This is a genomic window from Actinomadura physcomitrii, assembly GCF_008923205.2.
In the GTDB taxonomy this organism is placed as follows: domain Bacteria; phylum Actinomycetota; class Actinomycetes; order Streptosporangiales; family Streptosporangiaceae; genus Spirillospora; species Spirillospora physcomitrii.
Map to the genome: position 1 here is coordinate 151,902 of NZ_WBMS02000003.1, position 21,806 is coordinate 173,707.

General features: G+C 73.2%; 22 protein-coding genes. 15 read left to right on the forward strand and 7 right to left on the reverse strand.

Annotated elements, in window-relative coordinates; all coding sequences use genetic code 11:
- The first annotated feature begins 50 nt into the window (after positions 1-50).
- The 7 genes from F8568_RS04740 to F8568_RS04770 all read left to right on the forward strand — a co-directional run bounded on the left by F8568_RS04740 (position 51) and on the right by F8568_RS04770 (position 9,158).
- A complete protein-coding gene (locus tag F8568_RS04740; RefSeq protein WP_160573501.1) occupies positions 51-1,547 on the forward strand; it encodes an aldehyde dehydrogenase family protein in 1,497 nt (498 codons plus the stop codon).
- Complete coding sequence (locus tag F8568_RS04745; protein WP_151591750.1) at positions 1,544-2,536, forward strand: zinc-dependent alcohol dehydrogenase; 993 nt, start codon at positions 1,544-1,546, stop codon at positions 2,534-2,536. The genes F8568_RS04740 and F8568_RS04745 overlap by 4 nt, the downstream gene beginning before the upstream one ends.
- The gene (locus tag F8568_RS04750; RefSeq protein WP_151591752.1) at positions 2,533-4,353 is read left to right on the forward strand and encodes a thiamine pyrophosphate-binding protein; all 1,821 of its coding nucleotides are present in this window, start codon (positions 2,533-2,535) and stop codon (positions 4,351-4,353) included. Before F8568_RS04745 ends, F8568_RS04750 begins: the two co-directional genes overlap by 4 nt.
- A gap of 59 nt (positions 4,354-4,412) precedes the next feature.
- Positions 4,413-5,570 carry an ABC transporter substrate-binding protein gene (locus F8568_RS04755; protein WP_151591754.1) on the forward strand — a complete coding sequence of 386 codons (1,158 nt, stop codon included), beginning with the start codon at positions 4,413-4,415 and terminating at the stop codon, positions 5,568-5,570.
- A gap of 101 nt (positions 5,571-5,671) precedes the next feature.
- Positions 5,672-6,541 carry a branched-chain amino acid ABC transporter permease gene (locus tag F8568_RS04760; protein WP_151591756.1) on the forward strand — a complete coding sequence of 290 codons (870 nt, stop codon included), beginning with the start codon at positions 5,672-5,674 and terminating at the stop codon, positions 6,539-6,541.
- Positions 6,538-8,388, forward strand: coding sequence for a branched-chain amino acid ABC transporter ATP-binding protein/permease (locus tag F8568_RS04765; RefSeq protein WP_151591758.1), 1,851 nt, complete (start codon positions 6,538-6,540; stop codon positions 8,386-8,388). The genes F8568_RS04760 and F8568_RS04765 overlap by 4 nt, the downstream gene beginning before the upstream one ends.
- Positions 8,385-9,158, forward strand: coding sequence for an ABC transporter ATP-binding protein (locus F8568_RS04770; protein ID WP_151591760.1), 774 nt, complete (start codon positions 8,385-8,387; stop codon positions 9,156-9,158). Before F8568_RS04765 ends, F8568_RS04770 begins: the two co-directional genes overlap by 4 nt.
- Before the next feature lie 72 nt (positions 9,159-9,230).
- Here F8568_RS04770 and F8568_RS04775 read toward each other — a convergent pair whose 3' ends face one another.
- Positions 9,231-10,217 (reverse strand): ThuA domain-containing protein, encoded by a 987-nt coding sequence (locus tag F8568_RS04775; protein ID WP_151591762.1) that lies wholly within the window; start codon positions 10,215-10,217, stop codon positions 9,231-9,233.
- A 272-nt stretch (positions 10,218-10,489) separates the two neighbouring features.
- Between F8568_RS04775 and F8568_RS04780 the strand changes: the two genes are divergently transcribed.
- From F8568_RS04780 to pqqE, 6 genes are read left to right on the forward strand one after another with little or no spacing between them, the layout of a single operon-like run.
- Positions 10,490-12,667: an outer membrane protein assembly factor BamB family protein gene (locus F8568_RS04780; protein WP_407924454.1), complete on the forward strand. Its 2,178-nt coding sequence runs from the start codon at positions 10,490-10,492 to the stop codon at positions 12,665-12,667.
- A gap of 58 nt (positions 12,668-12,725) precedes the next feature.
- Positions 12,726-12,887: a pyrroloquinoline quinone precursor peptide PqqA gene (gene pqqA, locus F8568_RS04785; RefSeq protein WP_151591766.1), complete on the forward strand. Its 162-nt coding sequence runs from the start codon at positions 12,726-12,728 to the stop codon at positions 12,885-12,887.
- Positions 12,888-12,897: 10 nt separating this feature from the next.
- Positions 12,898-13,800 (forward strand): pyrroloquinoline quinone biosynthesis protein PqqB, encoded by a 903-nt coding sequence (pqqB, locus tag F8568_RS04790; RefSeq protein ID WP_151591768.1) that lies wholly within the window; start codon positions 12,898-12,900, stop codon positions 13,798-13,800.
- Positions 13,797-14,573: a pyrroloquinoline-quinone synthase PqqC gene (gene pqqC, locus F8568_RS04795; protein WP_151591770.1), complete on the forward strand. Its 777-nt coding sequence runs from the start codon at positions 13,797-13,799 to the stop codon at positions 14,571-14,573. Before pqqB ends, pqqC begins: the two co-directional genes overlap by 4 nt.
- Complete coding sequence (gene pqqD, locus F8568_RS04800; protein WP_202124499.1) at positions 14,563-14,856, forward strand: pyrroloquinoline quinone biosynthesis peptide chaperone PqqD; 294 nt, start codon at positions 14,563-14,565, stop codon at positions 14,854-14,856. The genes pqqC and pqqD overlap by 11 nt, the downstream gene beginning before the upstream one ends.
- A complete protein-coding gene (gene pqqE, locus F8568_RS04805) occupies positions 14,853-15,950 on the forward strand; it encodes a pyrroloquinoline quinone biosynthesis protein PqqE (protein ID WP_202124500.1) in 1,098 nt (365 codons plus the stop codon). Before pqqD ends, pqqE begins: the two co-directional genes overlap by 4 nt.
- Positions 15,951-15,957: 7 nt before the next feature.
- Here pqqE and F8568_RS04810 read toward each other — a convergent pair whose 3' ends face one another.
- Entirely contained in the window at positions 15,958-16,641 is a 684-nt protein-coding gene (locus tag F8568_RS04810) for a TetR family transcriptional regulator (RefSeq protein ID WP_151591774.1), read from the reverse strand.
- A 105-nt stretch (positions 16,642-16,746) separates the two neighbouring features.
- Complete coding sequence (locus F8568_RS04815) at positions 16,747-18,585, reverse strand: bifunctional sugar phosphate isomerase/epimerase/4-hydroxyphenylpyruvate dioxygenase family protein (RefSeq protein ID WP_151591776.1); 1,839 nt, start codon at positions 18,583-18,585, stop codon at positions 16,747-16,749.
- Positions 18,586-18,713: 128 nt separating this feature from the next.
- Between F8568_RS04815 and F8568_RS04820 the strand changes: the two genes are divergently transcribed.
- Both F8568_RS04820 and F8568_RS04825 read left to right on the forward strand, forming a co-directional pair.
- Complete coding sequence (locus F8568_RS04820; RefSeq protein WP_236008424.1) at positions 18,714-18,866, forward strand: MerR family DNA-binding transcriptional regulator; 153 nt, start codon at positions 18,714-18,716, stop codon at positions 18,864-18,866.
- Between the two features lie 89 nt (positions 18,867-18,955).
- Positions 18,956-19,717 carry a DeoR/GlpR family DNA-binding transcription regulator gene (locus F8568_RS04825; RefSeq protein ID WP_151591778.1) on the forward strand — a complete coding sequence of 254 codons (762 nt, stop codon included), beginning with the start codon at positions 18,956-18,958 and terminating at the stop codon, positions 19,715-19,717.
- Between the two features lie 18 nt (positions 19,718-19,735).
- Here F8568_RS04825 and F8568_RS04830 read toward each other — a convergent pair whose 3' ends face one another.
- From F8568_RS04830 to F8568_RS04845, 4 genes are read right to left on the reverse strand one after another with little or no spacing between them, the layout of a single operon-like run.
- On the reverse strand, positions 19,736-20,020 hold the full coding sequence (locus tag F8568_RS04830) for an HPr family phosphocarrier protein (RefSeq protein ID WP_151591780.1): 285 nt from the start codon (positions 20,018-20,020) through the stop codon (positions 19,736-19,738).
- A gap of 11 nt (positions 20,021-20,031) precedes the next feature.
- A complete protein-coding gene (locus F8568_RS50190) occupies positions 20,032-21,066 on the reverse strand; it encodes a zinc-dependent dehydrogenase (protein WP_151591783.1) in 1,035 nt (344 codons plus the stop codon).
- The gene (locus F8568_RS04840) at positions 21,063-21,509 is read right to left on the reverse strand and encodes a PTS sugar transporter subunit IIA (protein ID WP_151591785.1); all 447 of its coding nucleotides are present in this window, start codon (positions 21,507-21,509) and stop codon (positions 21,063-21,065) included. Before F8568_RS04840 ends, F8568_RS50190 begins: the two co-directional genes overlap by 4 nt.
- The gene (locus tag F8568_RS04845) at positions 21,502-21,801 is read right to left on the reverse strand and encodes a PTS lactose transporter subunit IIB (protein WP_202124553.1); all 300 of its coding nucleotides are present in this window, start codon (positions 21,799-21,801) and stop codon (positions 21,502-21,504) included. Before F8568_RS04845 ends, F8568_RS04840 begins: the two co-directional genes overlap by 8 nt.
- Positions 21,802-21,806: the final 5 nt, after the last annotated feature.

A 21,806-nucleotide genomic window follows, 5' to 3' on the forward strand; every position in this document is an offset into this window, starting at 1 on the left:
GCCCCGTACGTTGACTCGAAGTCCACATGATGGCACTAATGGTCCGCTTAGTGGATCTGGAGGAATGGATGCTGGAAGCGCTGCTCGCGGCTGCGGCCGAGGACGCGCCGGTGCAGGCCGCGGCGCTGGTCGGCGGCCGCTGGGAACCGGCGGGTCCGCAGAGCGAACGCGTCGGGCCGTACCTGCGCCGGCCGGTCAGCCGGGCCCCGGCCGCCCGCCCGGCCGACGTCGAGGCGGTCCGCCGCCACGCGCGCGCCTTCGCCCGGACGGTGGCGCGCACGGCACCGGCCTCCCGGGCCGCGATCCTGGAGAACGCCTCGCGCGCCGCCGCCGGGCACCGCGAGGGCCTCGCCCGGCTGCTGGCCCTCGAACTGGGCAAACCGCTCAAGGACGGGCGCGGCGAGATCGACCGGGTCGCCGACACGTTCGCGGTGTGCGCCGCCGAGGCGCGCCAGATCGGCGGCGACACGCTCCCCGTCGCGGGCTGGGCGCGCGGCGCCGGCAACACCGCCTTCACCTACCGGGCCCCGGCGGGCGTGGCCCTCGCCATCACGCCGTTCAACGCGCCCGCGAACCTGCTCGCGCACAAGCTCGGCGCCTCGTTCGCGGCCGGCAACACCACGATCGTCAAGGCGCCGCCGCAGGCGCCCGCCGTCTCCACGGCGATCGTGGCGCTGCTCGTCGAGGCCGGGATGCCGCGCGAGGCCGTCCAGCTGCTGCACGGGGACGGCTCCGTCGGCGCCGAGCTGTGCGCGGCCCCCGAGGTCGCCGTCATCAGCTTCACCGGCAGCGCCGCGACCGGCAACGCGGTCGCCCGCGCGGCCGGGGCCAAGCGCCTGGTCCTGGAGCTGGGCGGCAACGCCGCGACGATCGTGTGCGAGGACGCCGACATCGCCGAAGCCGCTCGCGTGTGCGCGCGCACCGGCTACAGCAACTCCGGGCAGAGCTGCATCTCCGTCCAGCGCGTCTACGTCCAGCGCGCCCGCTACGAGGAGTTCCTCGACGCGTTCACCGGCCAGGTGAAGGAGCTGACCGTGGGCGACCCGCTCGATCCGGCCACCGACGTCGGCTCGATGGTCGACGAGGACGCCGCCGAACGCGTCGTCCGGTGGGCCGCGGAGGCCGCCGGGGCCGGCGCCCGGGTGCTGCTCGGCGGCGAGCGCGACGGCGCCACCGCGCTGCCCACCGTCGTCGCCGGCCCGCCCCCGACCTGCTCGGTCGTCAGGGAGGAGGTGTTCGGCGCGCTCGTCGCCGTGCTGCCCTTCGACGACCTGGACCAGGTGATCGAGGAGTGCAACGCGAGCCGCTACGGGCTCCAGGCGGGCCTGTTCACCCGCGACCTGGACCGCATCATCACCGCGTGGCGCGACCTGGAGGTCGGCGGGCTCGTCGTCAACGGGTCGTCGAACTTCCGGCTCGACCACGTCCCCTTCGGCGGCGTCAAGGACTCCGGCTTCGGCCGCGAGTCGCCCCGCTGCATGATCGACGACTACACCGTCGTCAAGACCATGACGCTGCGCGGCACCTCGCTGTGGGGTGCCGAGTGAGGGCGGCCGTCCTCGCCGCGCCCGACGAGGTCGCCGTCGTGGACGACCTGCCGGAGCCGGCCTGCGGGCCGCGGGACGTCGTCGTCGCCGTCCGCGGCGTCGGGCTCTGCGGCTCCGACCTCGCCGTCGTCTCCGGCCACCGCCCGGTGCCCGCGCTGCCGTGGGTCCTCGGGCACGAGGCGTTCGGCGTCGTCGCCGCCGCCGGCGCGCAGGTCGCCGACCGGTTCCCCGGGCAGCGCGTCGTCGTCGAGCCGAACTACCCGTGCCTGGCGTGCCCGTCCTGCCACGCCGGCGCCACCGCGGGCTGCGCGAACCGCAGGGCCGCCGGCATCACCGACCCCGGGCTGCTCGCCGAGCGCGTCGCCGTCCCCGCCCGCTTCACCTGGCCCGTCCCCGACTCCTGGGACGACGCCGACGCCGTGTGCGTCGAGCCGTTCACGGTGGCGCTCAACGCCGTCCGCATGAGCGGCCTGCACGCGGGGGACGCGTGCCTGGTCGTCGGCGCGGGCTCGCAGGGGCTGCTGGTCTCGATGGCCGTGACGCACGCCGGGGGAGTCCCCTTCGTCGTCGAGCCGCACGACGGGCGGCGCGCGCTGGCGCTCGACCTCGGCGCCCGGGACGCCGCCTCCGGGACGGCCTACCCCGTGGTGATCGAGACGTCCGGCGCGCCCGAGGCGTTCGAGGAGGCGCTCGAGCGCACCGCGCCCGGCGGCGTCCTCATCGCCGTCGGGCAGAGCGCCCGGCCCGCCCGCCTGTCCACCTTCTCCCTCGTGCAGCGGCGCCTGACCGTGCGCGGCTGCCTCATCTACGACCACCCGGCCGACTTCCCCCGCACCATCGCCACGCTCGCCGGGACCGGCCTGCACCCCGGCCGGATCCTGCGCGAGCGCTTCGACCTCGCCGACGCGCCGAAGGCGTTCGCGCGCGCCGCGGAGATCGCCGGCAAGACCTGGATCAGCATGCCCCGAACCGAGGAGAGCCCCTCATGACCGTGGACGTCCAGCCCCAGAGCGACCCCGCCGTCACGGTGTCCGCGGCGGAGGCGCTCGTCCGGCAGCTCGAAGGCTACGGCGTCGAGTACGTCTTCGGGACCTGCGGCCACACCAACATCGCCCTGCTGGACGCGCTGGGCCGCAGCCCCATCGAGTTCGTCATCGCCAGGCACGAGCAGGCCGCCGCGCACGCCGCCGACGGCTACGCCCGCGCGTCCGGGCGGCCCGGCGTGCTGCTCGTGCACGTCGGCCCCGGCATGATGAACGCCGTCACCGGCGTCGCCACCGCCGCGCTCGACTCCGTCCCGCTGATCACCATCGCGGGGGACGTCCCGTCCTACTACCGGGGCCGGCACCCGCACCAGGAGGTCAACCTCCACAACGACGCCGACCAGACCGCGATCTACCGGCCGTTCGTCAAGCGCGCCTGGCACGTGCACCGCGCCGCGGACCTCGGGCGGTTCACCGAGCGCGCGTTCTGGACCGCGACGTCGGGACGCCCCGGCGCGGTGCTGCTGAACGTCCCGATGGACCTGTTCTCCCGGCCCGTCGCCCCCGCGGACCATCCGCTGCCCGAGCACGGCTCCGCCCCCGACCTGCCGGCCCCGGTCGCCGAGCGGATCGCGGCGCGGCTCGCCGGGGCCGAGCGCCCGCTGATCTACCTCGGCGGCGGGCTGCGCGGGGACGCGGGCCGCGACGCGCTGCTCGCGCTCGCCGAGCACCTCGACGTCCCGATCGTCCACTCGCTGATGGCCAAGGGCGCCGTCCCCGACGACCACCCGCTGCTGCTCGGCATGCCGGGCTTCTGGGGGCTGGAGACCACCAACGACTACGCGCGCGACGCCGACGTCGTCCTCGCCCTGGCGACGCGGTTCGCCGAGACCGACGCCAGCTCGTGGGACGACCGCTACACCTGGAACCTCGGTGGCCCCGGCGCCCCGGAGACGCACGGGCGGCTCATCCAGATCGACATCGACGCCGCCGAGATCGGCCGGAACTACCCGGTGGAGATCGGCGCCGTCGCCGACGTGACCCTCGCCGTCCAGGCCATCGGCAAGGCGGTGCTGGACCTGCACCCCGATCCGGTCGACCGCCCCGGCCTGCGCGAGCGCATCCGCGCGGCGCGCACCGAGCTGTTCGGCCGCAGCCGCGAACGCGGCCGCTCCGCCGATCTCCCGCTCCGGCCCGAGCGCATCCTCGCCGACCTGCGGGACGCGCTGCCGGCGGACGCGGTGCTGGTCACCGATGTCGGCTGGAACAAGAACGGCGTCGCGCAGTGCTACGAACTGCCCGCCGAGGGCCGCTTCATCACCCCCGGCGGCGCGTCCACGATGGGGTTCGGCCCGGCGGCGGCGGTCGGCGTGCAGATCGGCGCGCCCGGCCGCGTCGTCGTCGCGCTCGTCGGCGACGGCGGGATGAGCGCGCAGCTGCCCGCCGTCCCCATGGCCGTCGAGCAGGGCCTGCCGGTGCTCTTCGTGGTGATGAACAACCGCGCCCACGGCACGATCGCCGACCTGCAGGCCGCCAACTTCGGCGCGAGCCACGGCTGCGAGTTCCGCGACCCCGAAGGCCGCCCCTACAGCCCCGACTTCGCCGCCTTCGCCGAGGCGTGCGGAGCCGACGGATACCAGATCACCGCACCGGACGCCCTGGCGCCCGCGCTGCGCGCGGCGGTCGCCGCGCGCCGCCCGGCCGTCCTGGACGTGCCGATGGTCAACGAGCCCGTGCCCACACCCGGGCACTGGAACATCAACGACATCTACCAGGGTGTCTTCCCCGGCGACGGCGGCCACCCCTCGCCGTCCGCCCCCTGAGCCCCGCCCTCCGAGCCGACCCCACCCACCCCGACATCCCCACCCACCGAGGTGAATCCATGCGCACCATCCCCCGACTCCGTGTCTCCGCCCTGGCCGCCGGAGTCCTCGCCGCGGGCCTGACCGCGGCCTGCGGCGCCCCCGGTGAGTCGAAGGACTCCGGCTCCGGCGGCAGCGGCCCCATCAAGATCGCCGTGGTCGACGCGCAGAGCGGGCAGCTCAGCTCGCTCGGCAAATGGGAGTACAAGGGCGCCAAGCTCGCCGTCGACGAATGGAACAAGGCCGGTGGCATCAACGGCCGCACCATCAAGCTGGACGTCTTCGACGACCAGGGCGACCCGACCGTCGGCACCAACATCGCCCGCAAGATCGGCAGCCAGCACTACATCGCGATGGTCGGCACCGCCGAGAGCGCCGTCACCATCGCCATGGCGCCCACCCTGCGCCAGGAGAAGATCCCGAACATCGCCTCGGGCCAGTCCAACGGGATGGTCGCGCTCAAGAGCCCGTTCCTGTTCCTCAACGGGCCCACGTCCACCACCTACGACGAGACCCTCGCCAAGTACGTCGTGGACACCAAGAAGATGAAGAAGATCGCGATGATCAGCAACAACGGCTCCTACGGGAAGGGGGAGCACGACGCGTTCCTCAAGGCGCTGGCCGACCGCGGCGTCAAGCCCGTCGCCGACGAGGTCGTCACCACCGACCAGAAGGACTTCAGCGCCCAGCTCACCAAGATCCGGCAGAAGTCGCCGGAGGTGGTCTTCATCGGCTCGGAGGAGGTCGAGTCCGGGCTCATCGTCAAGCAGGCCCGCGACCTCGGCATCGACGCGCCGTTCGCCGGCGCCGCCCCGCAGGGCACCCCCGTGTACCGCGACACCGCGGGCGTGAAGAACGTCGAGGGCACCATCGTCAGCTCGCCCTACCTCAGCAACGAGGTCAGCGACGCGTCCAAGAAGTTCGCCGCCGCCTACAAGGCCGCCTACGGCGAGGACGCCGAACTGCACGGCGCCAAGGCCTACGACGGCACGTCGATCCTGCTCACCGCGCTGAAGAACAGCGGCGTCGCGACCGGCGAGAAGCTGGCCGACGCGATCCGCGCCGTGCGGTACCAGGGGCTGCTCGGCGACTTCCAGTACGACGAGACAGGGGTCGGCATCAAGGCGACCTCCATCGGGATCATGAAGAACGGGACGGTCGTCAAGGCCGACGGCTGACGGCGGACCACCCGGACGACCGAGGGCGGCCGGGCCCGCGGGCCCGGCCGCCCCGCCCTCGTCCCCGCCGGCTCCGACGCCGGCCGCGCAGAAAGAGAACCATGCAGGTCTTCCTTCAGACACTGATAGGCGGACTGAGCCTCGGCGCGATCTATGCCCTGGTGGCGATGGGATTCTCCCTCGTCTACCGCACCATGGGCCTGGTCAACTTCGCGCACGCCGACGTGCTCATGATCGGCGCCTACGCCGCGTCCACGTTCTACATGTCGACCAAGCTGCCGTTCGCCCTGGCCATGGTGCTGGCCATCGCGGTGACCGGCCTCATCGGGCTGTTCATCGAGCGGGTGCTGCGCCCGCTGGAGAACAAGGACTTCACCCTGATGCTGATCGGCACGATCGGCTTCGGGATGGTGCTGCAGGCCGTCGCCGTGCTCATCTGGGGCGCGACGGGACGCGCCGTCCGGACCCCGGTCGGCGGCGCCCCGCTGGAGTTCTTCGGGCTCCGCGTCCGCACCTACGACCTCGTCGTGCTCGCCATCGCCGCGGTGGCGGTGTTCCTGCTCGTCGCGTTCCTGCAGCGCACCAAGCTGGGCGCCGCGATGCAGGCGGTCGCGATGGACCACGAGGCCGCCACCGCCGTCGGCATCCACGTCGGCCGCAGCAACGCGATCGCGTTCGCGATCGGCGCCGGGCTCGCCGCGCTCGCCGGCGGGCTCGTCGGCCCGCTGCTGTACGTGAACCCGACGATGGGCGGCACCATCGGCATCAAGGGGTTCGCGGCCGCGATGCTCGGCGGCTGCGGCAACATCCCCGGCGCCATCGCCGGCGGCTTCGCGATCGGGGTCCTGGACTCCTTCGCCGCCGGCCACTTCCAGGGCTACTCCGAACTCGTGGTGTTCCTCGTCTTCACGGTGGCCATCATGATCCGCCCGACCGGCCTGTTCGGCGAGACGACGGTGAGCAGGGCATGAACACACTCCTCAGGCACCGGTACACGCCGAAGCTCGGGACCCTCGCGGCGTTCGCCGTCATCGCCTGGCTGCTGCCGTACACGGTCGGGAGCTACGCCATCCACGTCGTCGACATCGCGCTGGTGTTCGCGCTGCTGGCGATCGGCATGGGGCTGGCGATGGGCATCGCCGGGCAGATCAACCTGGCGCAGATCGCCTTCTTCGGGGTGAGCGCGTACGCGACCGCGATCCTGACCACCCACAACGGGCTCGGGTTCTGGCCCGCCGCGGCGCTGGCGCTGGTCGCGTCCGCGCTGATCGGGCTGCTGGTCGGTATCCCGGCGCTGCGGATGCAGTCGCACTACCTCGGGATCGTCACGCTCGGGCTCGCGCTCGGCTTCATCAACTGGACCACCAACGCCGAGATCGCGGGCGGCGCCGAGGGCATCTCGGCGATCCCCGTCCCGCCGATGTTCGGCGTCGACCTGTCCAGCGAGTACCTGTACTACTACCTCGAAGTCGTCGTGTTCGCGGTCGCGCTGGCGTTCGGGCTGTTCGTGGTGCGCACCGGGCTCGGCCGCCGGATGATGGCGATGCGCGACGACCCGCTCGCCGCGGGCGCGGTCGGCGCGGAGATCCCGCTGCTGCGGATGACGGCGTTCATGCTGTCGAGCCTGTTCGGCGGCCTCGCCGGCGTGCTGTACGCGGGCCTCATCCGCTACATCGCGCCTGACACCTTCAACATCGCCAACATGTTCCTGCTGCTGGCGATGGTCGTGATCGGCGGCCGGCAGAGCCTCGTCGGCTGCGTCGTCGGCGCGGTCGGCCTGACGCTGATCCGCGAGAAGCTGGTGGACCACCCCACCTACGCGCAGCTCGGCTTCGGCGTCGTCGTGGTCCTCATGGTGGTGTTCGCGCCCACCGGGCTCGCCGGCGTCCCCGCCCGGCTGAAGGCCGTGCTGGACCGGCGGCTCGGCAGGACGGCGGAACGGTCCGTCCTGCGGCCCTTCGAACCGTACGAGGCCGCCGCCGATGCCGGTGACGAGGCCGCGGCCGGAGCATCCCGGCCGATCCTGGAGATCGACGGCATCGCCAAGCAGTTCCGCGGGCTCAAGGCGCTGAAGGACGTCTCCCTGACGGTCGAGCGCGGCGAGATCCGCGGCATCGTGGGCCCGAACGGGTCGGGGAAGACCACCCTGTTCAACGTCATCAGCGGCTTCTACCGGCCGTCCGGCGGGCGCGTCCTGATGGACGGGCGGGCCGTCTCCGGGGCCCGCCCGTACCGGCTGTCCCGGCACGGCCTGGCCCGCACCTTCCAGAACCTGCGGCTGTTCGGGGAGCTGAGCGTCCGGGACAACCTGCTGGTCGCCCTCGACCGTTCCCGGACGTACGCGATCTGGCGGTACGCGCTGTGGCCCGTCGGGATCTGGCGGCAGGAGCGCCGCCTGCACCGGCGGGCCGACGACCTGCTCCGCCGCTTCGGGCTGACCGAGTTCGCCGCGGCGGCGCCCGGCGCGCTGCCCTACGGCATCCAGCGCCGGATCGAGATCGCCCGCGCGATGGCCGGGTCGCCGCGCCTGCTGCTGCTCGACGAGCCCGCCGCCGGGCTCAACGGCGAGGAGGTGCGCCAGCTCGCGGAGATCGTCCGTTCGATCCGCGACAGCGGCGTCACCGTCGTGCTCATCGAGCACAACATGGGCCTGGTGATGTCGCTGTGCGAGCGGGTCACCGTCCTCGCCGGCGGATCGGTGATCGCCGAGGGCACCCCCGCCGAGGTGGTCGCGGACCACGCGGTCATCGAGGCCTACCTCGGCGACTCCGCGATGGCCGACATGCCGCTGCCGGACAGCACCGAGGTGAGATCATGAACGCGGGCACGGCCGCCAAGGGCGGCGAGCAGGCCGGGGCCGGGACGGCGCCGGACGCGGCGACCCTGACGGTGGAGGACCTGTCGGTCCACTACGGCGGGGTCTGCGCCGTCAACTCGATCGGGTTCACGGTGCGGCCGGGGCAGTCGGTCGGGATCATCGGCGCGAACGGGGCGGGCAAGACCTCGACGCTCAAGGCGCTGATGGGGCTCGTCCCGCGCAGCGGCGGACGCGTCACGTTCGGCGGCACGGACCTCACCAGGGTCAAGGCGCGCGACATCGTCCGGCACGGCATCGGCTACGTCCCCGAGGGCCGGCACGTGTTCCCGGGCCTCACCGTCGAGAAGAACCTGATGCTCGGCGCGTACGCCCGCCCGTGGCGGGGCGCGGAGACGAAGGGGTCCCTCGCCGAGGTGTACGAGCTGTTCCCGGTGCTGGGGGAGATGCGGTCGCGGCTCGCCGGCGCGCTGTCCGGCGGCCAGCAGCAGATGCTGGCGGTCGGCCGGGCGCTGATGGCCCGGCCCCGGCTGATCCTGCTGGACGAGCCGTCCATGGGCCTGTCGCCCAAGCTCGTCGAGGACATCCTCGCGGTGCTGGTGCGGCTGCGCGAGGAGGGGCTGAGCCTGCTGCTGGTCGAGCAGAACGCCAAGCTGACGTTCGAGGCGACCAGCGACTGCGTCGTCATGGAGAACGGCGAGGTCGCGATGGTCGGCACGTCCCGCGAGCTGCGCGACGACGTCCAGGTCCGCCGCATCTACCTGGGCCTCTAGGTGCACCGTCGCCGGGCTCGTCCTGATCGTCCGGTCCGAGCCCGGCCCGGTGGCGGTGCGGTGCGCCGCCGGTCAGCGGCAGAAGGGCTTCATGCCCATCGCCGACTCGATGCCGTTCAGCACCAGGCTCCGGAACTGCTTCGCCCCGGCGAAGCCCGTTCCGTCGTCGCTGAACGCCCTGGCGTCGTGCCCGAGGGTGGTCAGCCACGCACGGCCGCCGTCGTAGTACTGGCACCAGGCGACGGGGTGGAACGAGCCGTGCCCCGGATGGTTCATGTTGCCGGTGACGCCCTGGGCGAGGGTCTTCTCGTCGACGGTGGCGAGGAAGCGGACCTCGCTCGGGAACGGGACGAGGTTGTACCACTCGTCGGTGAAGTCCCACCGGGACGGCAGCCCGGAGGTGGAGGCGTCCTTGCGGTCGACGGTCTGGACGGTCCCGGGCTGCGCGTGCCCGTGGTCGTAGAAGTTGGCGCCGCCGAGGAGCCCCTCGTACCAGGGCCAGTTGTACTCGGTGCCGAACGCGTTGTGGATGCCGACGAACCCGCCGCCCGCGCGGATGTACTGCCGCAGCGAGGTCTGGGCCGCGTCGTCGAGGGCGTCGCGGGTGGTGCTCATGAAGACGACGGCGTTGTAGCGCAGCAGCGTCGACGGCGAGGCGAGCTGCGTCACGTCCTCGGTCCAGTCGACGCCGAACCCGTTGTCCTGCCCCATCTTGACCAAGGCCTTCTGGGCCACGTTGGCGTCGGTGAGCGGCGGGTTCATGCCGGGGCCGAGGGCGGGGCCGAGGTTGGCGTGCCGCGGGCCGGCGGTGCGGCTGTAGACGAGGATCTTGTAGCCCTTGGCCGGGTCGAAGTTGCCCCAGTCGTGGTAGCAGCGGGGGTCGGTGCCGCGGCAGACGCCGTAGACGGGGTCGCCGAGCTGCTGGGCGCCGGCGTTCCTCGGCTTGGCGAGGGGGCCGGCGGTGGCCGTTCCGCCGGTCAGCGCGGCGGCGGCCAGGACGGCGGCGGTGCCGATGGCGGCCGCGGCGGCGGACAGCACCGGGGACGGGGGTCTCTTCATGGGGCGGGTTCCTTTCCGGCGTTCTTCAGCGGTCCATCTAGCGGACTAGTTGAACCGTCTAGAGGTTCTAGGACGATCTCATGCGGATCGGCCGTCGGCAATACCCCCGGCGCGGCCCGCTCCGGCCGGATTACGAGAACCCCGCTGTCATGACTGGTGAAATTACTGATGTGCGGGAACCGTTCGAGGTTCCGGCTATTGCCAGGGGCGCCGTGGCGGCTTACCGTGTCGTCCGTCGATCGGACCATAAGGTCCGTCTAGTGGACCACGGAATGGGAGAGAGCATGGATCGACGGAACTTCCTGACCGGGGCGGCCGCGGTCGTCGGCGGCACCGTGGCCTTCACGCCGCTGCGCGCCCCCGCGGCGAACGCCGACGCCGCCTCGTCCCGCCTCGCCCTGCCCGTCCCGCCGCAGCCCACCGCGTTCGGCGCCACCGGCCGCGACTTCCCGAAGGTCTGCGGGAACCTCGGCAACCAGAACCACTCGACGCTGCGCAGGATCGACCGCGGCAACGTCCGGCACCTCGGCGGCGCCTGGCACACCAACCTCGAAGGCGGCAGCACGTCGGCGCGCTCGCAGCAGAGCACGATCGTCGCCCAGGACGGAGTGCTGTACGTCCAGACCGGCCAGCAGAACGTCTTCGCCGTCGACGGCCGCACCGGCGAGGTCAAGTGGAAGACCAACGTCGGCTCGCAGCAGACCAACATGCGCGGCGTCGGGCTGGGGGAGGGGCTGGTCTTCACCACGTCCGGCGCCAATATCGTCTACGCGCTCGACCAGAGGACCGGCGCCGTCGTCTGGCAGCGCGAACTGCTCATCGCCGGCGAGGGCGACCCGACCTGCGACCCGCAGGAAGGGCAGTGCGGCGGCAACCGCGGCGGCCTCGCCGGCGCCATCGTCTACTTCGACGGCCTCATCTACGTCGGCACCGAGGGCAGCACCGCCGGCGCCCGCGGCCGCGCCTACGCGCTCGACGCCCGCACCGGCGAGATCGCCTGGACGTTCTGGGGCCCGCCCGGACCCGGCGAGTACGGCAACGACACCTGGGAGGGCGACACCTGGAAGACCGGCGGCGCCGTCTGCTGGATCCACCCGGCGATCGACCCCGAGCTCGGCCTCGTCTACTGGACGTTCGGCAACCCCTATCCCCGCACGAACGGCTCCACCCGCGGCGGGACGAACCTGTTCGCCAACTGCCTGGTCGCGATCGACGCCAAGACCGGGAAGCGGCGCTGGCACTTCCAGTCCGTCCACCACGACATCTGGGACTTCGACAACGTCATGGCGCCGGTGCTGATCGACCTGAGGATCGGCCACCGCACGCGCAAGGTCGTCGTGTACGGCAGCAAGGTCGGGATGTTCTACATCCTCGACCGCGAGACCGGCAAGGGCGTGCACGGCATCACCGAGCGGCCCGTCCCGCAGGAGCCGCGGCAGAAGACGTGGCCGACGCAGCCGTTCCCGGGCGGCGAGCCGTTCGTCCACCAGTCGCCGAGCTTCCACGACACGACGCGGCCCGTCCCGTACTACCCGACCGGCGAGATCTTCACGCCGTTCTGGGACGACGCGACGATCCTGTTCCCCGGTGCCGGCGGCGGAGCGGACTGGTCGTACATGTCGTTCAGCCCGCACACCGGGTTCGTCTACGTCGGGTACGGCCTGGTCAACTCCTCCTACTCCAACACCAACGGCGGACGCGTCAACACCGCGCGGCCGCTCGGCGAGTACTTCTCCGGCGGCATCGTCGCCGTGGACCCGCGCACCAACAAGCCCGTGTGGCGCAAGGAGGGCGAGTGGTCCCTCGCGCACGGCAACGGGATCCTCACCACGGCCGGGCGCGTCATGTTCCAGGGCGGCCCGGACGGCGTCCTGCACGCGATGGACGACGCCACCGGCCGCGACCTGTGGAGCTGGCAGTGCGGCGCCGGCGTGCACACCAGCCCGGTCAGCTACGAGATCGACGGCGAGCAGTACATCGCGGTGTTCGCCGGCGGCAGCTGGCTGCCCTACCCCGACATCCCCAAGGGCGACCACCTGTGGGCGTTCAAGCTGAACGGGAAGGTCGGCCCGGCGCCCGCGCCGACCCCGCCGTCCAAGCGCAACCAGATCCGCACCGCGGCCGTCGCCGGAGCGGACGCGGGCGACACCGTCACGCTCGGCCGGATCTGGGACGCCGCGGCGGGCGCGCCCGGCGGCGAGGAGAACACGGTCGCGCAGAACGCGATGTCGCCGCAGCACATGACCGTCCCCGTCGGAACCGAGGTCACGTTCGTGAACCCGGCCGGCAACGAGCACTCGCACGGCGCCGCGTCGTTCTTCGAGCACGCGTTCAACTCGGGGCGGCTGAAGCCCGGCGAGTCCTACAAGCACCGGTTCACCAAGCGCGGCGAGTACTTCTACAACGACCCGGTCTTCCCGCAGAGCACCGGAAAGATCGTCGTCCAGTGACCCCCGGGCCGTGAGCCCCGGGCCGTACGGATCCCCCCACCGAAGGGAAGCAGCAGAGATGACCCAGCACATCCCCCACGCCGAGACCGCGCACACCGACGTCCGCGACGCCCCCGCGCAGGGCGCGGCCGACCAGCCGGCCGCCTCCTGGTCCACGCCCGACTACCAGGTGGTGGAGACCTCCCTGGAGGTCACGGCCTACTTCGGCGTCGAGATCTGATCGCGGGCCGATGAGGGTGCGCGTTCTCGGCACCGCCGCGGGCGGCGGCGTCCCCCAGTGGAACTGCGCGTGCCACGGGTGCGCCGCCGCCCGCGCGCACCCGTCGTGGCGCCGCCTGCACGCCTCGATCGCGATCGAGGCGTCCCCGGGACGCTGGTACGCGGTCAACGCGACGCCGGACCTCGCCGAGCAGGTCGAGGCGAACCCCGACCTGCACCCGGGCCCGGAGCGGCGCCGCACCCCGCTCGCGGGGGTGGTGCTGACCGACGCCGAACTCGACCACACGCTCGGGCTGCCCCGGCTGCGGGAAGCCCGGGACCTGCACGTCATCGCGACCGGCACCGTCCGCGAGGCGCTGGCGCGCGGCCTGCGGATGGACCGCGTCCTCGCCCCGTACACCGCGCTGACCTGGTCGGACCTCCCCGAGGACGGGCCCGTCCCGCTGGACGCCGCCGGAGCCGTGGAGGTCCGGGCGGTCCGGGTCTCCGGCAAGCGCCCCCGCTACGCCGCCGGCCTCGACCTGCCGGACGGGGCGTGGTCGGTGGCGCTGCGGATCATCGACCGGCGCAGCGGCGCGAGCCTGGTCTACGCGCCGGCGCTCGCCGGGTGGCCGCCCGGGCTCGCGCGGGCCCTGTCCGCCGCGGACTGCGTGATCGTCGACGGGACGTTCTGGGACGACGACGAGCCGCGCCGCTCCGGCTTCACCGGACGGACCGCCACCGCGATGGGCCACCTGCCGATCACCGGCCCGGGCGGCACGGCCGCGCGGCTCGCGGCGCTGCCCGCCGCGCGGCGCCTCTACACCCATCTCAACAACACCAACCCCCTCGTCGACCCCGGCCACGACGGCCACCGCACCCTCGCCGGAATGGGGATCGAGGTCGCATCGGAAGGCCAGGTGATCGAACTGTGAGCACGACGACGGACGCCCCGCGCCGGCCCGCCCGCCCGCTGCCGTGGACGCCCGGCGAGCTGGAGCACCGGCTCCGCGCGGTCGCCGCCGAGCGCTACCACCACCGGCACCCGTTCAACCTGCGCATGCACGACGGGCTGCTGACGCCGGAGGAGCTGCGCTGCTGGGTGCTGAACCGCTTCCACTACCAGCGGCACATCCCGATCAAGGACGCGCTCATCCTCGCCAAGCTCGACGACCGGGAGCTGCGGCGCAGCTGGATCAGGCGCATCCACGACCACGACGGCCGCGACGGCGATGATCGCGGCGGCGGCTCCGGCGGCGACGCGGGAGGCATCGAGCGGTGGCTGCGCCTCGGCGAGGCCGCCGGCCTGGACCGGGTGCTGCTGCTGTCGGGGGAGGGCGTCCTGCCCGGCGTCCGGTTCGCGGTCGAGGGCTACGTGAACTACTGCCGTCTCGCCACGCCCCTCGAAGCGGTCGCCTCGTCGCTGACCGAGCTGTTCGCGCCCGACCTGATGGTGACGCGGATCGGGGCGTGGGAACGCCACTACCCGTGGATCGAGCCGGAAGGGCTGCGCTACTTCCAGGTCCGCGTGCGGCAGGGGCGCCGGGACGCGGACGAGGCCCTCGCGCTCGTGCACCGGTGGGCCGAGACGCGCGCCGACCAGGAACGGGTGCTGGCCGCGTTCACCTTCAAGTGCGACGTGCTCTGGTCCCTGCTGGACGCCGTGGAGCACGCCGCGGGGAGCGCGGGGAGCGCGCATGCCCGCTGAACCCGCTGCGATGACGGCGGCGGTCACGCGGGAGACCCGGCCCGCGCTCGCCCGCTCCGTCCTGCTCCGCTACGACCGCGTCCGCCGCGCCGAGCTGCTGCTGATGCCCGAACGGGCCGTCCTGCTCAGCCCGGAGGCGGGCGCCATCCTGCGGCTCTGCGACGGGCGGCGCACCGTCGCCGGGATCATCGCCGCGCTCGCCGCCGACCATCCGGACGCCCCGCTCGACCGGGACGTCCCCGAGTTCATCGAAAGGGCCCGTGCCGAGGGATGGCTGCGATGACCGAGCCCGCCGCGCCGTGGGCGCTGCTCGCCGAACTGACCCACGCGTGCCCGCTGCACTGCCCCTACTGCTCCAACCCGCTCGAACTCGTCCGGCGCGGCACCGAACTGGCCGCCGGCGAGTGGGCGCGGGTCTTCGCCGAGGCCGCCGACCTCGGCGTCGTCCAGGCGCACATCTCGGGCGGCGAGCCGCTGCTGCGCCCCGACCTGGAGCGGATCGTGGCGGCGGCGCACGCCGCCGGCGTCTACACCCAGCTCGTCACCAGCGGCCTCGGCCTCACCGCCGGCCGGCTGGACGCGCTGACCGGCGCCGGGATCGACAGCGTGCAGCTGTCGGTCCAGGACGCCGACCCGGCGAACTCCGACCTCATCGCCGGGCGGACGTCCCACACGGCGAAGGAGCGCGCCGCGGGCGTCATCCGCGCGGCCGGGGTCCCCTTCGGGCTCAACGTCGTCCTGCACCGGCACAACCTCGACCGCCTGCCCGAGATCATCGCCATGGGCGAGCGCTGGGGAGCCGATCGCGTCGAACTCGCCAACGCCCAGTTCTACGGCTGGGCCCTGCGCAACCGCGACGTCCTTCTCCCCACCCGGGAGCAGCTCGAACGCGCGAAGCGGACGGTCGCCGCCCACCGGGCGAAGCCCGGAGGGCCGGAGCTCGTGTGGGTCCTTCCCGACTACCACGAGGGCGTGCCGAAACCGTGCATGGGCGGCTGGGGCGCGCGCTCCATCACCGTCGCGCCCGACGGGACGGCGCTGCCGTGCCCGGCCGCCTACGCGATGGCGGATCTGCGCCCGCCGAACGTGCGCGACCACCCGCTGTCCTGGATCTGGCAGAGCTCCGACGCCTTCAACGCCTACCGCGGCACCGCGTGGATGAGCGGGCCGTGCGGCGAGTGCCCCCGCCGCGAGACCGACTTCGGCGGATGCCGGTGCCAGGCGTACGCGCTGACCGGCGACGCCTCCCGCACGGACCCGGCCTGCGCCCTGTCGCCCGACCACCACCTGGTGCGCGACCGCGCCGTCCGCGCGGAACGGGACGGCGGCGCCGCGCCGCAGTTCGTCTACCGGCGGCCGGCGAACGCCCGCGAGTAGGAGCCGCTCAGGGAGCACCGGGGCCGGGCGTCCTGCGGCCCGCGCCCGTCAGGTAGGCGACGACCATCTCGCCGATCATCTCGCGGTGCCGCTCCCGGTGCTCCGGAGCGGTCATGTCCCGCCCGAACAGCGCGCCGAACGTGTGCTGGTTCGCGATGCGGAAGAAGCAGAACGAGCTGATCATCATGTGCACGTCGATGGCGTCCGCCTCGGCGACGAAGTCGCCGGCGGCGCGCCCGGCGTCGAGGATCTGCGAGATCAGCTCCGCCACCGGGCCGCTGAGGTTCGGCAGCGCCTCCGACTTGCGCAGGTGCTCGGCCTGGTGGATGTTCTCGATGCTGACGAGCTTGATGAAGTCCGGATGCGCCTCGTGGTGGTCGAACGTCAGCTCGGCCAGCGTGCGGATCGCCTCCACCGGCGCCAGGTGCTGCACGTCGATCGTCGACTCCAGCTTGCGCACCTCGCCGTACGCCTTCTCCAGCACCGCGACGTACAGCTTCTCCTTGCCGCCGAAGTAGTAGTAGATCATCCGCTTGGTGGTGCGCATGAGCGCCGCCATGTCGTCCACCCGGGCGCCGGCGTAGCCGTGCCGCGCGAACTCCCGCTGCGCGACCTCCAGGATCTCCGCGCGGGTGCGGTCGGCGTCGCGCTGGCGCTCTCCCGGGGCGGGGGTGACGTAGTGCGACGGCATGTGACTCCAGCAGAGGGGTGCGGACGAGGACACATCCTATGGTGCTCCGGTCGCCCGCCCCGCTCGCTGACCACGAGTGGTCCCGGGGCGGTGACCGCCGCCGGGTCAGCCCGCGCGCGGGCGCGGCCGGGCGTGCTGCGCGGCCAGCCGGACCGGCGCGTTGACGGCGCCGTAGCCGCGGTAGCCGCCGATCCGCTGGACGATCTCGAAGAAGACCCGTCCGGTCGTCTCGGTGTAGAAGTGCAGGAACTCGCCGTGCTCGTCCCGGTCGTACAGCAGGCCCAGGCCGCGCAGCAGCCGGTGCCGGTCCGCGCCGAGGTCGTGGCGGGCTTCGAGGTCGTCGTAGTAGTTCGCGGGGATCGCCAGCATCGGGCCGCCCGCGGCGCGGAACCGGCGCGCCGTCGCGACGATGTCGGAGCTGGCCAGCGCGACGTGCTGCCAGGCCGTGCCGTGCGACCCGTCGTGCGCGCCGACGTGGGCGACGTTGAGCGCGACCCGCACCCCGCCGTCCTCGGTGGACACCGCGCGGCTGCGCATGAGCCCGTAGGGGTCCGGCAGTTCGAGGCTCTCGTGCGGGCGGAGCCCGAGGACGCTCCGGTAGAACAGCGACGCCTCGTCGAAGTGGTGCCACGGCTGGGTCAGCGCCACGTGGTCGATGTGGGTGATCTCGCCGGTCGCCGCCCCGGGGCCGCGCCGGTCCGCGGAGAAGTCGTCGGTCCAGCTCGGATGGTCGGGACGCGCCGTCGCGCAGAAGAACACCTCGGTCCCGTCCGGCGCGGCGACGGCGTCGAGCGGGGCGTCGTGCGGTCCCCGCATCCGCGGCAGGACGGGGGAGAGCAGCGCCTCGGCGCGCTTGACCGACGCGGCCGGGTCGGGCGACTCCAGCCCGATCGCGCCGAGCGCCGGGCCGTCCGGGCTCTCCGCGCTCCCGCTGTTCAGCAGCACGCGGGCGGCGCCCTGCTCCCAGAGCTCGACGGGCTTGCCGGCGTGCACGCCGGTGCGGACGAAACCGAGCGCCGTCAGCAGCGCTCCGAGCGGGGCGGCGGACGGCGCCGCCAGCTCGGCGAAGGCGAACCCGCTCGGCACGACCGGCCGGGGCGGGGACGTCAGCCCGGCCGCCCGGCCGTCCATGCGCAGGCCGACCTGCTCCTCCAGCGCGATGAGGGAGCGCATGGCGTCCTGGGCCGTCCGCATGGCCGCCGCCTGCCGGAAGATGTCGTTGAACACCTCCAGCGACAGGGGCCCGTCGTAACCGGTCCGCAGGACGTCCGCGACGAGGCCCGCCACGTCCATGTCGCCCTGGCCGGGGAAGCAGCGGTAGTGGCGGCTCCAGTGGAGCACGTCCATCGGGAGCGAGGGCGCGTCGGCGAGCTGCAGGAAGAAGATCCTGTCGCCGGGGATGGTCCGGATCGCGTACGGGTCGACGTCCCGGGCCGCGATGTGGAAGCTGTCCAGGCACAGCCCGAGAGCGGGGTGGCCGGCCATGCGGACGATCCGCCAGGCGTGGAAGTAGTCGGCGACGTGCCGTCCCCACGCGAGCGCCTCGTAGGCGATCCTGATCCCGTGCTCGGCCGCGCGCTCGGCGAGCAGCCGCAGCTGCTCGGCGGCGAGCTCGTCGTCGCCGATCGCGGCCGGGGAGACGTTCGAGCAGACCAGCAGCTGCTTCGCGCCGAGCCGCTCCATCACCGCGAACTTGTGCTCCGCGCGGCGCAGCCCGTCCGCCAGCAGGTCGGGCGGTACCGCCTCGAAGTCGCGGAACGGCTGGTAGAGCTCGACGGCCAGCCCGAGGTCCGCGGCGCGGCTCCGCACGTCCTCGGGGGACATGTCGCTGACGAGCAGGTCGTTCTCGAAGATCTCCACGCCGTCGAAGCCGGCGGCGCCGATCGCGGTCAGCTTGTCCGCCAGCGAGCCGCTGAGCGACACGGTCGCGATTGACCTGCGCATATCGCGATACGCCCCCTCTTTATGGACGAACTAGTACGTTAGCGTAGCAGGGACGTCCGGGCGCGGTGCCACGGCTCGGCCTTGACCTTCGAGCCGGGTCGAAGGTCTACCGTCCCGGTGTGACGACGATGCGGATCTCCCGGCTCGCCGAGCGCTCCGGCGTCCCGGCCACCACCCTGCGGTTCTACGAGACCGCCGGACTGCGGCCCGCCGATCGGTCCCCGTCCGGATACCGGCTGTACGGCGAGGACGCGGTGGAGCGCCTGGCGTCCCCGGAATGAGGAGCGGCCGGGATGCCGGCGGTTTGACGGGGCCACACATTCGGGGCTATGCACAGATGAAACAACATGGGATCCGGTGGTGACCCGACATGTACGCCGAGGAACGGCAGCAGGAGATCCTCCGCCGCACGCGCGAGGCCGGGCGGGTGGACGTCATGACCCTCGCCGAGGACTTCGGCGTCACGATGGAGACGATCCGCCGCGACCTGACCGCCCTGGAGCGCGCGGGGACGCTGCGCCGCGTGCACGGCGGTGCGATCCCCGTCGAACGGCTCGGCTTCGAACCGGCGCTCGCGGCCCGCGACGCGGTGATGACCGCGGAGAAGGAGCGCATCGCCAAGGCCGCGCTCGCCGAACTGCCCGCCGGCGGGTCCGTCGTCATCGACGCGGGGAGCACGACCGGGCGGCTCGTCCAGGTGCTGCCGGGCGACCGCGAGCTGACCGTCATCGTCAACTCCCCGCCGCTGGCGGCGGTGCTGGCGACCCGGTCGAACCTCAGCGTGATCATGCTCGGCGGCCGGGTGCGGGGGCGGACGCTGGCGACGGTCGACGACTGGGCGATGCGCCCGCTGGACCGGCTGCGCGTCGACGTGGCGTTCATGGCCACCAACGGCTGCTCGGTGGAGGCGGGGCTGACGACGCCCGACCCGGCCGAGGCCGCGATGAAGTCGGCGATGATCCGGGCGTCCCGGCGCAGCGTGGTGCTGACCGACCACACCAAGATCGGCAACGACTACCTCGCCCGGTTCGCCGACCTGGGCGACATCAGCGTGCTGATCACCGACACCGGGCTGGACCCGGGGCTGGCCGCGGAACTCGCCGCGGCCGGCCCCGAGGTCGTCCGGGTCTGACGCCCGGGACCGGCGGGGTCAGGCGCCGGCCGGCTCCTCCGCGTCCAGGTCGCGGGCGAGCAGGGCGGCGAGCGCGTCCAGCGCCGCGTCGGCGCCGGGCCCGTCATCGGCCTCCAGCGTGACCTCGGCGCCGTGTCCGGCGCCGAGCGCCAGCACGGCGAGGATGCTGTCGGCGGGCGCGGTGCGCTCCCCGGCCCGGATCCGGACCGGGACGTCCTGGGCCGCGGCGGCCTGGACGAACAGGTTCGCGGGCCGCGCGTGCAGCCCGGTGCGGGAGGCGATGGTCACGGTTCGCTGGGGCATGCCTGCTCCTGTCAGGGCTCGATGGTGACCTTGATCGCGGCGCCGCGGGCGACGGTGTCGATGGCGTCCAGGACGCCGTCGAGCGGCAGCCGGTGGGTGATCAGATCGGCGACGGGCACCGCGCCGGAGGCGATCAGCCGCAGGGCGCGGGCGTTGTGCGCGGGGCTGGACCCGTTGGCGCCCACGATGGTCAGTTCCCGGTAGTGCACCAGGTTGGAGTCGCAGGCGATGACCGGGTCGTCCTTCGGCAGGCCGCCGAAGAAGCTGATCCGGCCCTGCCGGGCGGCCATCCGCAGCGCCTGCTCCTGCGCGGCGCCCGAGGCCGCGGCGGTGACGACGACGTCGGCGCCGCGCCCGTCGGTCAGCTTCAGCACCTGCTCGACCAGGTCCGGGCCGGTGATGGCGGCGTCGGGACGCACCCGGCCGGCCGACATCTCCAGCCGCTCGGCGTTGATGTCGGCGAGGAACACGCGGGCGGCGCCGCGCGAGCGGGCCAGCCGGACGTGCAGGCACCCGATCGGGCCGGCGCCGATCACCACGACGTCGTCGCCGTCCCCGACCCGCGCGAGCTCCTGCCCGTTGAGGACGCAGGCGAGCGGCTCGGCGACGGACGCCTCGGCGAACCCGACCCCGTCCGGGATCCGGTTCAGGCCGTCGACGGCGAGCACCTTGGCGGGCACGACGGTGTACTCGGCGAACCCGCCGTCGTAGTGGTACCCCATCGACTCCTGGTCCGGGCACACCGTCAGGTGGCCGCGGCGGCACTCCTCGCACCGCCCGCACGGGATGGCGGCGATCACCTGGACCCGGTCGCCCGGCGCCCAGCCGGTCACGTCCGCGCCGGTCGCGACGACCTCGCCGGCGATCTCGTGCCCCATGACCCGCGGCGGCCGGATGTGGTGGTGCCCGAACCGGAAGATCTTGACGTCGGTGCCGCAGGTCGAGCAGTTGCGGACCCTGATCTTCACGTCGCCGGGGCCGGGCTCCGGTTCGGCCGCGTCCTCGACGCGGATGTCACCGGGGGCGTGGAAGCGGGCGACCTTCACTGGGCGTTCTCCTCTCCGTCCGGCCGCAGCAGCCGGATCACTTCGTCGGCGTCGGCGGTCTCGCGCAGCCTCCGCGCGCGACCGGGGTCCAGCAGGATCTGCGCGAGCTCGGACAGGATCCGCACGTGGCCGTCGTCGCGGGCGGCGATGCCGACGCACAGCGCGACCCGCTCGCCGTTCCAGTCCACCCCGCCGGGGAACCGCAGGACGCACAGCGCGTCGTGGTGCACCAGCTCCTTCCCGGCGAGGGTGCCGTGCGGGATCGCCACGCCCTCGCCGACGTACGTGGAGACCGTCCGCTCGCGGTCGAGCATCGCCTCGACGTAGCCGGGCTCGGCGGCGCCGGCCGAAACGAGCGCCAGCCCGCACTGCCGGACGGCGTCGTCCCGGTCGGCGGCGGCCGCGTCGAGGCGGACGGCGGAGCGGGCCAGCAGGTCAGGCACCGATCTCGCCGCCGTCCTTGACGGCCTTCACCAGGCGGGTCACCGCCGGGTCGCCGAGGAACACCTGGAAGGTGACGATCGGCGTGCCCGGTGCGCTGCCGCGCGCGCGGGCGCCGAGGCCCGCGTGGCAGACGACGACGTCGGCGTCGGCGGGGATGGAGTTCACCGGGGTGTGCTCGACCGTGACGCCGGCCTTCTTCAGCTCCTTGCGCAGGCTGCTCGCGAGCATGACGCTGCTGCCCATGCCGGCGTCGCACGCCACGACGATCTTGCGGATGTCCTTGCCGTCCATCTGGG

Coding starts and splice junctions, on each gene's coding strand:
- F8568_RS04770 (WP_151591760.1), top strand. CDS start 8,385: ATGAACGCGGGCACGGCCGCCAAGGGCGGCGAGCAGGCCGGGGCCGGG.
- pqqD (WP_202124499.1), top strand. CDS start 14,563: ATGCCCGCTGAACCCGCTGCGATGACGGCGGCGGTCACGCGGGAGACC.
- F8568_RS04775 (WP_151591762.1), bottom strand. CDS start 10,217: ATGAAGAGACCCCCGTCCCCGGTGCTGTCCGCCGCCGCGGCCGCCATC.
- pqqE (WP_202124500.1), top strand. CDS start 14,853: ATGACCGAGCCCGCCGCGCCGTGGGCGCTGCTCGCCGAACTGACCCAC.
- F8568_RS04820 (WP_236008424.1), top strand. CDS start 18,714: ATGCGGATCTCCCGGCTCGCCGAGCGCTCCGGCGTCCCGGCCACCACC.
- F8568_RS04765 (WP_151591758.1), top strand. CDS start 6,538: ATGAACACACTCCTCAGGCACCGGTACACGCCGAAGCTCGGGACCCTC.
- F8568_RS04760 (WP_151591756.1), top strand. CDS start 5,672: ATGCAGGTCTTCCTTCAGACACTGATAGGCGGACTGAGCCTCGGCGCG.
- F8568_RS04845 (WP_202124553.1), bottom strand. CDS start 21,801: ATGGACGGCAAGGACATCCGCAAGATCGTCGTGGCGTGCGACGCCGGC.
- F8568_RS04755 (WP_151591754.1), top strand. CDS start 4,413: ATGCGCACCATCCCCCGACTCCGTGTCTCCGCCCTGGCCGCCGGAGTC.
- pqqA (WP_151591766.1), top strand. CDS start 12,726: ATGACCCAGCACATCCCCCACGCCGAGACCGCGCACACCGACGTCCGC.
- F8568_RS04825 (WP_151591778.1), top strand. CDS start 18,956: ATGTACGCCGAGGAACGGCAGCAGGAGATCCTCCGCCGCACGCGCGAG.
- F8568_RS04815 (WP_151591776.1), bottom strand. CDS start 18,585: ATGCGCAGGTCAATCGCGACCGTGTCGCTCAGCGGCTCGCTGGCGGAC.
- pqqB (WP_151591768.1), top strand. CDS start 12,898: ATGAGGGTGCGCGTTCTCGGCACCGCCGCGGGCGGCGGCGTCCCCCAG.
- F8568_RS04830 (WP_151591780.1), bottom strand. CDS start 20,020: ATGCCCCAGCGAACCGTGACCATCGCCTCCCGCACCGGGCTGCACGCG.
- F8568_RS04780 (WP_407924454.1), top strand. CDS start 10,490: ATGGGAGAGAGCATGGATCGACGGAACTTCCTGACCGGGGCGGCCGCG.
- F8568_RS04810 (WP_151591774.1), bottom strand. CDS start 16,641: ATGCCGTCGCACTACGTCACCCCCGCCCCGGGAGAGCGCCAGCGCGAC.
- F8568_RS04750 (WP_151591752.1), top strand. CDS start 2,533: ATGACCGTGGACGTCCAGCCCCAGAGCGACCCCGCCGTCACGGTGTCC.